Genomic DNA, 10,418 nt, shown 5'->3' on the forward strand with positions numbered 1-10,418 from the left:
GCGCTGCGCTTGAACCAAAAACAAGCTCGGCAAGCCGAGTGAATGGTCTTCAGGCGAATTTTGCCCTGCGGGATTTCGCATTCCTGGAAGCTCTGCATCAGGAATGCCTCTTTTTCTAATTCAGCTTTCGCTTCTTAGAAAAAGACAAAGAGGATTCGCCCATGGCAAACTCTCTTTGTCTCAACAGATATGTATACTTCGCATACATGATCTGTAAAAGTTATTCTTCTCTCAATTAAACAAGTAAATCCATAATCATATTCATAGCGAAGACAGCAAGCTTCGCTATGTCTTCCCAAAAATACAGATCGTATAAAAGCAAAGACAAAAAAGATTCCCTAAGATTCGTCATTTAAGACCCTAGAACCCCTCTAGATTAAATTCTTTTATAAAAAAGTAGTTTTATATAGCCCTTCATCAAAAAAATGAAATACAGCCCTTCTGAGGCTTTTAAAACAAATCTATTCCCTCTACTTTTGAGGTAGAGGTTGGCCGGGGTGTGGGGAGACCCCACGTATTGCGTATCTAAAAATAGATAAATAATCTATTGGAGAACGTTAGACCAAGCGATTTGGCTCGTATAATGAATAGCTCAAGCCGATATGTCTAAATCCCACTTTTGAGTTTATCGGCTTGGCAATGAAAGCAAACGAGCCAAAAAAAGTTTGGCAAGGATGTTAGAAAAAAGAAAAGTCTTCGACTTTAGCCGAGGATTGACGAGGCGACTTTTTTCTAGCAAAGGTGGAGATTTTTAAGCCGGGTTTGCTTAAAAATACTACCTGTTCCTTGCGGAACTTTTAGCTCTCTATATAGAGAGTGAGAAGGGAACAGCATACGTAACTATAAAAAAGCCTTTAATACCAAGGGATTTGGGATTTTTTATAGTTATCGAATTCGATAACTTTAGTTATCGAATTCGATAACTATAAAGTTATAAAAAAACCTGTATGAAATTCATACAGGTTACACTAATTTTATAGGTAAATTTTTTAATTCTTTAGGTTTTCTTATAAACATAGTTTGTAGTGTTTGATTAATATTGTCACGATCTCCACAAAGAATTACATTAGGATTTATATACAATGCATACATTCTAGCATTAATTCCATCCCTACCGGATTCAAAACGCCCAATTAGCCCTTTTTCAATTAATTGCTTTACTAGTCTACTAACTGTATTTTTACTAGATCCTATTTTTTCTGCAATTTCAGTTTGAGTCATGGGTAATTGTTCTTTTGCATTAATATCATGAACAATACAATTCGAACGAAAACCTATAAACCCAATAATTTTATTTAAAAACATAATTTCTTCGTTTTTTAAATAATTATTTTGAATGAGATATAACCAATTCTCTTGAATAATTTGAGCAAATTTAGCTTTATTTTTTACTTTCCGTTCAGGTACCAACTTCATTCCATGTAAATTAGCTTTTGCTTGAAGTTCATTTGCTATGTACATCTCTTCTTCTGACAATATCTTCGAATTCTCGATATCTCTCAATCTTGAATTCCTTTCAGCTTGTTTTAAATTGATAGTATTTGTCATAACTTTTCTCCTCGTTCCTAGTATTTACAACTAGTACGGAGACTTTTTTTATGCTATTATGTAATTAGAAATTTATAAGAATAAAAAAGCCTCTCATTATAGTTGTTTCTCGACAATTCAATTATATCATGATTGGCTTTTTTTGTTATAACTAATAGAAAAAGAGTCCTGTACATAGGACTCTTTTTCTGCTTATGAAAGTAAACTTTTGAATATTAGTTTACTTTCATTTCTCCTTAAACATTGACTTCTCAACAATTCCCCTGATATCCTCAAAACACATAACAAAAGTATACATTCAAAACAATATAAATAAAGAGGTCATAAATCCATGAATAAAAAGCCACATCTCATTGATGTACAACCCATCCGTAACAAAGAACAGATCGAAGATATGAAATGGTCTCTGAAACGTCATTGTTCCGAACGAGATTATATTCTGTTTCTTATCGGTATCCATACCGGATTACGCGTGAGTGATCTACTCCAACTCGATACACAAACCATAATAAAAATGAAACGAAAAAAGAGAAAAGAATTTAAAATCAAAGAAGGAAAAACAAAAAAAGAACGTATCATTAATCTTACTTCTATTTTTGATGAAGTCTATTCGTATACCCAAAATCTGGAAAGTGCCTGGTTATTCCCTTCAAGAAAAGGAAATCAGCCTATAAGTAAAATCCAGGCTTATCGACAATTACAAAAAGCCGGAGAATTTGCCAGTGTAGAATCCATTGGTACCCACACCATGCGCAAAACCTTCGGCTATTGGTTCTATAAACAAACAAAAGATGTCGCTATGTTGCAGGAAATCTTAAATCACAGCACACCACAAATTACACTTAAATATATTGGGATTAGTAAAGAAGAAAAAGATAATATCCTAGATACATTTTTTATTTAATCTAAATCTTAAAAAGAGACATTTTATAAATTTATAAAATGTCTCTTTTTGAGATCAGAGAGAAAAAATGTAATCTAATATTTTATTTTTTTATCTAAATAACAATCACAACATTCCCAATGCGGAGGAATCCATTTATAATACCCAGGCTTTAACTGACATATATCTGGTTTATAACAATCATTTTTAGATATTGGAGGATATTGATTATCCATTTGAAATGGAAATGGATTGTTTGGATATTGATTATCTTTTGATGATGGAAATGGATTGTTTGGATATTGATTATCTTTTGATGATGGAAGTGGATTGTTTGGGTATTGATTATCTATTTGAAATGGAAGTGGATTGTTTGGGTATTGATTATCTATTTGAAATGGAAGTGGATTGTTTGGGTATTGATTATCTATTTGAAATGGAAATGGATTGTTTGGATATTGATTATCTAAATTATTCATTTTTAATACCTCTTTTATATTTTTATTAGCAACAATGTACAATATTAAATAAATAAAAATAGAGAGCAAGTCTATTCTATTTGTGATTATGTTATCTAAAGATATATAAAGTAATCACATTAAAAGTTCTATAACATTTTCAATAGAAAAATTTACTTTTAAATTATTTAATAAGTATAATTTTAGATTTGCCCTCCTAAATATTCATACACATAATTTAAACAAAAAAATAAACTTAAAAATTCTAATTGTTTTTTTTTTCAATATCTATGTCCATGCCCACCAAAACCTTGCCCTTGCCCCTGTGACATTTGAAAAAATTGAACAGCTGCACCTGAAAGTTGGGAACCTGAAACCTGTGTTAATCCAACTACAGGATTACCACCAATCCCTAAAGGAAACACTATTGTAACCATTTCTTGACCAGATGGAGTAAAAGTAACTCTATGAATAAAAACACGTGTACCTGACTGAAGAGTTTGCCCATTAGCTAATGTAACAGATTGAGGAATAGTAAATAATTGACCTACTAAATTTTGAAATTGTTGTTGACGAAAATCATCTACATAATCATATTCAGAAGTATTTTGATAATACATAACTAGCCAACCTCTTTCTATTTAAATTTACACATTATATTTACCTATATATTCGATAGGCTTTTTCTATGTCTAGACAATATACCTAAATTTAATATAAAAACTTTTAACAGTATAAACTAAAATTAGCAAAATCTAATAAATATATATTCTACTTACTATTGTCCATCCTAATCTATTTATTCTAACAGTTCACCCAAACATGAGCCTCTACACACCCAAATTCAAATCACTTTCCTAACATAAACAACCCAGAATTTAAAATTTCTACTTCCACAATGTATAAAATCATGATAAAGAAAAAAAGCGAAATTCCATTTATATCAATGGATTTCGCTTTTTTCTTTTCTGCCAATAATAGATCATTATATTAACTCTCTATAAATATAATATTCATAGATAATTTCTCTTTTATTATTAAAAGTAAAAAAAGGCATCAATTATTTAATTAAAATAGCTACTTCTTTCTTTTCTATAAATTTAAACACTCCATGCTTTATGCCACATATGATCATTTTGACCTCGTGCAAAACAATCAATTCGATTAGATCCCCAAGAAGCAACTGCTGGAGAAGATGTAAGAATCTCCCCTAACTAAGTGTCTTCCCAATCGCTCCATACACGCTGATAACCTTTTGAATGTTTTCTCAAAAATACAACTCGTTCCTTACGGAACTTCTAGCCCTATATATAAGAGTGAGATAGAGAAAATAAAGAAAGTTATTGATATAAAGGGTTTAAGAGATATAGAGTGTACCCAAAAAGAAACACCTAGAAAACGGAAAAAGAAAACAATAATTTCAAACATATGTTTTTGCATTTAAAAATTAATATATTGTTATATCGTTATATAATTATGATATTTATTTATATAATTATACTTAATTGTTACATTTTTTTTAAAAATATGACAATTATTTGTCTTTTTTTACAAAATTCAAAAATTTCGAATTTTATGTGTACTTATTATCCTTAAAATGTAATAATCTGGATGTATCATATTTTTTACAAGAAAATATTAGGAGGTTTTTCAAAATGAAGAACAAATTAATTGGATCAGGATTGGCATTATCTTTACTATTAGGTGGAGCAGCTTTTAACTCTACTGCAGCTAAAGCTGCACCAATCGATGAAGCAAAAAATATTACTGTAGAATCAAAGCAAAACATTGAACCACCAAAAGAATTCGCGGCAATGTTAGGACGAGCTGCAGCAAAAGGAGCTGCTTGGGGAGTTGGATGGGTTGCAGGTGAAAAAGCTGCAAATGCTGTATTTGGAAGTAGTTCATCAGATGCTCCTAGCTATGAATACGAAGATGTAAAATCATCTTTCGATCAATAAATCCTATAAAAGTAAATCTAAAGGAGTATTAAAATGAAAAATAAATTAATTGGATCAGGGTTAGCACTTTCTTTACTATTAGGTGGAGCAGCTTTTAACTCTACTGCAGCCAAAGCTGCACCAATCGATGAAGCAAAAAATATTACTGTAGAATCTGCAAACCAAAACATTGAACCACCAAAAGAATTCTTAGCTGTTGCAGGTCGCCTTGCAGCAAAAGGAGCTGCTTGGGTAGGGGGATATTTAGCAGGTGACAAAGCTGCACGAGCAGTAATCGGAAGTAGTTCATCAGATGCTCCTAGTTATGAATACGAAGATGTGAAATCATCTTTTGATTTGTAGATTTATTCTTTAGGGGGTCGAAGACAATAATAAAAAAAATTATTGGATCAGGATTAGCACTTTCTTTACTATTAGGTGGAGCAGCTTTTAACTCTACTGCAGCCAAAGCAGCTCCAATCGATGAAGCAAAAAATATTACTGTAGAATCTGCAAACCAAAACATTGAACCACCAAAAGAACTCTTGGCTGTTGCACATCGCCTTGCAGCAAAAGGAGCTGCTTGGGTAGGGGGATATTTCGCACATCAAAAAGCTGCACGAGAAATAACTGGAAGTAGTTCATCAGATGCTCCTAGTTATGAATACGAAGATGTAAAATCATCTTTTGATCTGTAGATTTATTCTTTAGGGGGTCGAAGACAATAATAAAAAAAATTATTGGATCGGGATTAGCACTTTCTTTACTATTAGGTGGAGCAGCTTTTAACTCTACTACAGCCAAAGCAGCTCCAATTAATGAGGAAACTATTGCCGTAGAATCCTCAAATGAAAATATTCAGCCACCACAAGAATTTTTCGCCGCAGCGGGACGAGCTGTAGCTGCAGCAGGTGCCTTTAGTGTTGGAAAAGCAGTTGGTAAAGCAGTTGCTAATGCTGCCTTTGGAAACAATAGCACTAATAGTCTTAATTATGAAGACATAACTATAACTTTTGACTATTAATTTTTTGTTTACTATGCAAAACATAATTACGAGCCTTTCTTACTACAAAGTAAGAATTGGCTCGTTTAACTATGTAACTATAAAATTCATTACATATTTATAATTAATATTTTATACCTTAAATAAAAAAACATAAACTTTTATCTTGAAATCAATAAAAGCTTAAAAAAATTAGTGAGGTGATAATAATGTGGAAAAAATTAATAGCTGGATTATTATGTACAGCTTTCATATTTCATTTTGCCATAACCCTTATTTATAATACTCCATCTAATCCTATAAAAGCTAAATACAATAAACAATTATCAGCCTATATGGATCCTATTTTCACTCAAAACTGGAGACTATTTGCTCCTGCACCAGTAACAACAAATAGTAAATTTTTTGTAAAAGCCAAAATCAAATCAGATAATGATACTACGACTACTGGTTGGATCGATATTGTTGACTACATGATTAAGGAAAATCAAGAAAATAGATTTACACCATATAATCGTTTATTACGAATTCCTAGAGGTGCATTTGCTTTAAGACAAGAAAGCGATGATACAATGCAAGAGGTTATCAAAAAAATAAACAACGGGAAATTAGATAAAGAAGAATATAAACATTTAGTTGAAAATGAAAGAAGTAAAAATGCTGAAAAAATATCAAATAATTTATTAAACAGATACGCTGAAGCACATCTTAAAAGCGCCTATCCTAATAAAGATATTATAGAATTTAAAGTTCTTCTTGTAGAATCTAACCCAATACCTTTCTCAAAAAAAGAAGAAAAAAATCCTAATAATGAAAAACGTTATATTGAACTTGATTGGGCAAAACCACAAAATGTTATATCTATGTTCTAGTACAAAGGAGTGAAAAACAATGATTAATAAGTTGATTTTATTAAATCAAAAAAAACATATGCTTATAGGAGCTAGTCTAATCCGAATTGCATTTGGATTTATCATTCTTTATAACTATACAATTCATTACTCACAACGTTACTTTTTATGGGGATCTAATGGCTTAATGAGTATGGGAAACCTAAGTCCAGAAGAACGTTTTTTTAACAATTTTTCTCTATATAGTCTCAGTACATCTAACTTATATTTCAATATTATCTATCATTTAGGAATTTTAATAGCAATACTTTTTTTATTTGGTTATAAAGGAAAAATAATATCATTCCTAAATTTCATTTTCATCTGGTCTTTAATGACTCAAAATAATATTATATTAGATGGTGGAGATAATATTTCTCGTATATTACTATTCTATTTATTATTCGCTAATACTACTCAATACTTTTCATTAGACTCTTATTTAAAAAATAAAAAAAATATAAATCCATCTACAACTACTAATACTGAAAATATTTCTTTAAGAAATTTATTACATAACTTATCCATACTCGCATGTCTTGTTCAAGTAAGTATACTATATCTTACTTCAGGTCTTCATAAAGCAATGGGTGAATTATGGCAAAATGGTACAGCTTTATATTACGTTTTACAAGTTGATGAATTCTCTCATCCTTTCTTCAAGAACTTAATACATTCATCTGATCTAATGTTAGTTACAGGATCTTATATAACAGTAATTGTACAATTAGCTTTTCCATTTTTATTATTTAATAAAAAAACAAAATATATTGGTATGATGGGCATAATTGGTATGCATCTAGGTATCGCTATAGTAATGGGACTCTTTAGCTTTTCATTTATTATGATATCTAATCAACTTCTATTTTTAACAGATAAAGAATATAAATCCATATTTACTTATTTAAAACAAAAATATAACAAAGCTTTAACGATTATACAAAAAAGAAAAAAATCACCAGCCGAAATTCACCAACAACTATAAAACCAAAATAAAAATAACACTTTACATAATTCCTATTTCAAATATAAAGTGTTATTTTTTTTTTATGCTTTTCGAACAACAGCTAAATAAACAGACGAAGCTATACTTTGAATAAAAAATACAATCATTACGTAATAAATAAAATATTCCTTATCCATTAACTTAAATATTGCTACAACTACTACTCCAATTAAAATACCAAAAGATAAAATCTTATAAGATAAAGACTTCACCTTAAAAATAAGTATTTGACCTCTCTCGTCTTTCGACTCCATCTGCCTTTCAAAAGATCCTTTATAAAACTCTGCTATAAAAACTAATGCAACTAGAACCAAAACTAAAGTTACAGCAATATTACCCATTATTTATCCTCCTCATAACGAAATACATCATTTATATCTTTTTCCAACGAATTAGCAATTTTAAAAGCCAATACTAAAGAAGGGTTATATTTATTTTTTTCTAAAGCTACTATAGTTTGTCGACTAACATTTACTTCATCTGCTAATTGCTGTTGTGTCCACTTTTTTTCAGCTCTTCCTACCGCTATATTATTCTCAAGCATGTCTTCCCTCTCTTCTATCGTATAATTTCCACTAATTGGATTGTAATATATTTCATACAAAAAGTAAATAATTTTTTACAATTAGACTGAAAAATAAAACAACTAAAACCCTAATCAAAAATTTATAAATAAAAACCAATTCCTATCAATCAAAAGAATTGGTTTTTTATTAAAAAATAATAAAGAATATATAATTTCTTACTAAATATATATTCTTTACTTATATTTATTTAAAACACCTTCATAATAAGATACAACAGAATGCTTTGAATATTCTTTGTGAGTCAAATATAAAATCCCTTTATAAATACCATCATCATATAAAAAATCATTTGGTATTTTTAATGATGGACCAAGAGGAGAAACAGGAAATACTTTAAAACAACTTTTTACATATTTATTTTCTTCTACATTTTTTTCGATGTCTTTACATATCCCATTATTAACATAATAAGATTCATCTGCGCGTATAGAATTTCCTCCTATAACAAAAGAAACTAATACTAACAAACTTAAAACACTTTTTTTAAACATATGAATCCCCCTTTATAATATTTGTGTCTATCAAAAATAACTTATTTAAAAAGTCACATAACAAATACAAATATTTACCTAATTCCCCAAAAAACCACAAAAACCTTTTTGAACTTTATAAAATAAGAAAAATATAATCAACAAATTTTAAAAAAATACTATTTCCAAAACTCATACCATCTCTTATCTTTACTTGCTGAGATCATCCTCTTAACTTCTTGAACTTCTCTAATTGTTTTTAAAAGTATTTCATCACGACTTTGATTCTTCACTATCTCTTCGCTAGAGTTCATTGCTATAAACTTCTGAGAATCCTGTATCGATTGTATAGCGTTCAATAATTCCAATTCTCTTTGTATAAATCTTTCATCTTGATCCATTAATCGTTTAGTTAATTCCTGAAGTAAATCATTTTGCTTTTCAATGATCTCTTTTTGCTCTTGGATCATCGTCTGTAGCGGTGTAGCGTTGGAATTAGGTTCTTCATAGCGCTCAACATCATGTCGTTCTAATGGCAATACTTCAACACCTTGATGCCATGATACTATTTGCTTTGTAGCATTTTCTAATGTCATGTCTGTGTCGTTCTTTAAATTTATAACCCTACGAAACACCATTACATCACTTTCTCTATACTTCCTATGCCCACGTTCATTCTTAATAAAAGTATAACCCTCTTTTTCAAGGACATCAGCATACTTACGTAATGTACTAGATTGGATACCTAATTGCTCTGCCACATCACTAGGACTATATAGCGTCTTCATAGCATTTCACCTCAAAAAATATATTCGCTATAGCAATGATATACCCTTTTTCCTAATAATTCACGTACCACTTGTTTCAAACTCTTAATTTCCATAACCTTTACATAATAGATTTATATAATTCCTATTACAAACTCAATTTTAAAATTAAATACTCATAACAACCAAATCTTTTTTATTTATACAAAATTTCATGCAAAAAAAAGAAGAATCCTTGTTTATACAAGAATTCTATGAAAAAACTTACTACCGATAATAAGACGTTATATTAACTAACCATAAATAAGTATTCATCACGAAAAATCCAGATCTTTGCTTATCATTTTACATAATCTCACTTTGGTTTTTGCCCTTTTCTGGGGGTTCCGTCCTACACTTTTTATTCCACGGTTCACTTGACCATGAGCCTCTACACCCTCAAACTCCCAAAGATAACCCCAGCGGGCAAAAACCGCCCTTCTGGGGCCACCTCTGGTGAGTTTGCATGAGGGTGCCCCTCATGGTCAAGTGACTTTCGCGGCATAAACGTTCCGGACTCCGTGATCAACCCTTCTCTAGTTATTCTCCCTTGTATTCCTATTACAAAATCTCTCATATCTACATTAATATATTGTATAATGTACTTGATTCTATGTGGTATCACATAGAATCAAGTACATATGCTCCCCTTCGGGGAGCCCGGTTTATCGCCTTAACGGCTTTAAACCGGGAAGATCAAGAGCATCTGACGAATCGTCTTACCGTCCTATGTCCTGTAAGACTCAAGCAGGGCAAAATCCGCCTGCCTTGGCATGAAAAAGCTAACGCTTTTCCATGCCTGCGGTCAGACGCATTCATTTTTGCTT

At 30.6% G+C, this 10,418-nt stretch carries 13 protein-coding genes; 6 read left to right on the forward strand and 7 right to left on the reverse strand.

The window, feature by feature from the left end; translation table 11 throughout:
* Window positions 1–963: 963 nt before the first annotated feature.
* The gene (locus V7S45_RS27105; RefSeq protein ID WP_025690064.1) at window positions 964–1,548 is read right to left on the reverse strand and encodes a MarR family transcriptional regulator; all 585 of its coding nucleotides are present in this window, start codon (window positions 1,546–1,548) and stop codon (window positions 964–966) included.
* Window positions 1,549–1,879: 331 nt separating this feature from the next.
* Between V7S45_RS27105 and V7S45_RS27110 the strand changes: the two genes are divergently transcribed.
* A complete protein-coding gene (locus tag V7S45_RS27110; protein WP_342761923.1) occupies window positions 1,880–2,452 on the forward strand; it encodes a tyrosine-type recombinase/integrase in 573 nt (190 codons plus the stop codon).
* A gap of 74 nt (window positions 2,453–2,526) precedes the next feature.
* Here the strand turns inward: V7S45_RS27110 and V7S45_RS27115 are convergent, their stop codons facing one another.
* Window positions 2,527–2,910, reverse strand: coding sequence for a hypothetical protein (locus V7S45_RS27115; protein ID WP_342761924.1), 384 nt, complete (start codon window positions 2,908–2,910; stop codon window positions 2,527–2,529).
* A gap of 260 nt (window positions 2,911–3,170) precedes the next feature.
* Window positions 3,171–3,509 carry a hypothetical protein gene (locus V7S45_RS27120; RefSeq protein ID WP_025690085.1) on the reverse strand — a complete coding sequence of 113 codons (339 nt, stop codon included), beginning with the start codon at window positions 3,507–3,509 and terminating at the stop codon, window positions 3,171–3,173.
* Window positions 3,510–4,544: 1,035 nt separating this feature from the next.
* Between V7S45_RS27120 and V7S45_RS27125 the strand changes: the two genes are divergently transcribed.
* The 5 genes from V7S45_RS27125 to V7S45_RS27145 all read left to right on the forward strand — a co-directional run bounded on the left by V7S45_RS27125 (window position 4,545) and on the right by V7S45_RS27145 (window position 7,707).
* A complete protein-coding gene (locus tag V7S45_RS27125; protein ID WP_070179072.1) occupies window positions 4,545–4,850 on the forward strand; it encodes a hypothetical protein in 306 nt (101 codons plus the stop codon).
* A 33-nt stretch (window positions 4,851–4,883) separates the two neighbouring features.
* Window positions 4,884–5,192 (forward strand): hypothetical protein, encoded by a 309-nt coding sequence (locus V7S45_RS27130; RefSeq protein WP_088344480.1) that lies wholly within the window; start codon window positions 4,884–4,886, stop codon window positions 5,190–5,192.
* Window positions 5,193–5,374: 182 nt separating this feature from the next.
* Window positions 5,375–5,527 (forward strand): hypothetical protein, encoded by a 153-nt coding sequence (locus V7S45_RS27135; RefSeq protein ID WP_157797784.1) that lies wholly within the window; start codon window positions 5,375–5,377, stop codon window positions 5,525–5,527.
* A gap of 514 nt (window positions 5,528–6,041) precedes the next feature.
* Entirely contained in the window at window positions 6,042–6,704 is a 663-nt protein-coding gene (locus V7S45_RS27140; protein ID WP_070179075.1) for a DUF5819 family protein, read from the forward strand.
* A gap of 19 nt (window positions 6,705–6,723) precedes the next feature.
* A complete protein-coding gene (locus V7S45_RS27145) occupies window positions 6,724–7,707 on the forward strand; it encodes an HTTM domain-containing protein (RefSeq protein ID WP_081340368.1) in 984 nt (327 codons plus the stop codon).
* Window positions 7,708–7,769: 62 nt separating this feature from the next.
* Here V7S45_RS27145 and V7S45_RS27150 read toward each other — a convergent pair whose 3' ends face one another.
* From V7S45_RS27150 to V7S45_RS27165, 4 genes are all read right to left on the reverse strand, one after another.
* Window positions 7,770–8,069 (reverse strand): hypothetical protein, encoded by a 300-nt coding sequence (locus V7S45_RS27150; RefSeq protein WP_342761921.1) that lies wholly within the window; start codon window positions 8,067–8,069, stop codon window positions 7,770–7,772.
* Complete coding sequence (locus V7S45_RS27155) at window positions 8,069–8,272, reverse strand: helix-turn-helix transcriptional regulator (RefSeq protein ID WP_070179076.1); 204 nt, start codon at window positions 8,270–8,272, stop codon at window positions 8,069–8,071. Before V7S45_RS27155 ends, V7S45_RS27150 begins: the two co-directional genes overlap by 1 nt.
* A 216-nt stretch (window positions 8,273–8,488) precedes the next feature.
* Window positions 8,489–8,806, reverse strand: a complete 318-nt coding sequence (locus V7S45_RS27160; protein ID WP_098283261.1) for a hypothetical protein — start codon at window positions 8,804–8,806, stop codon at window positions 8,489–8,491.
* Between the two features lie 158 nt (window positions 8,807–8,964).
* Complete coding sequence (locus V7S45_RS27165) at window positions 8,965–9,573, reverse strand: DUF3967 domain-containing protein (protein ID WP_342761922.1); 609 nt, start codon at window positions 9,571–9,573, stop codon at window positions 8,965–8,967.
* Window positions 9,574–10,418: the final 845 nt, after the last annotated feature.

It is taken from the genome of Bacillus sp. BR3(2024) (genome assembly GCF_039134555.1).
Lineage (GTDB): Bacteria > Bacillota > Bacilli > Bacillales > Bacillaceae_G > Bacillus_A > Bacillus_A cereus.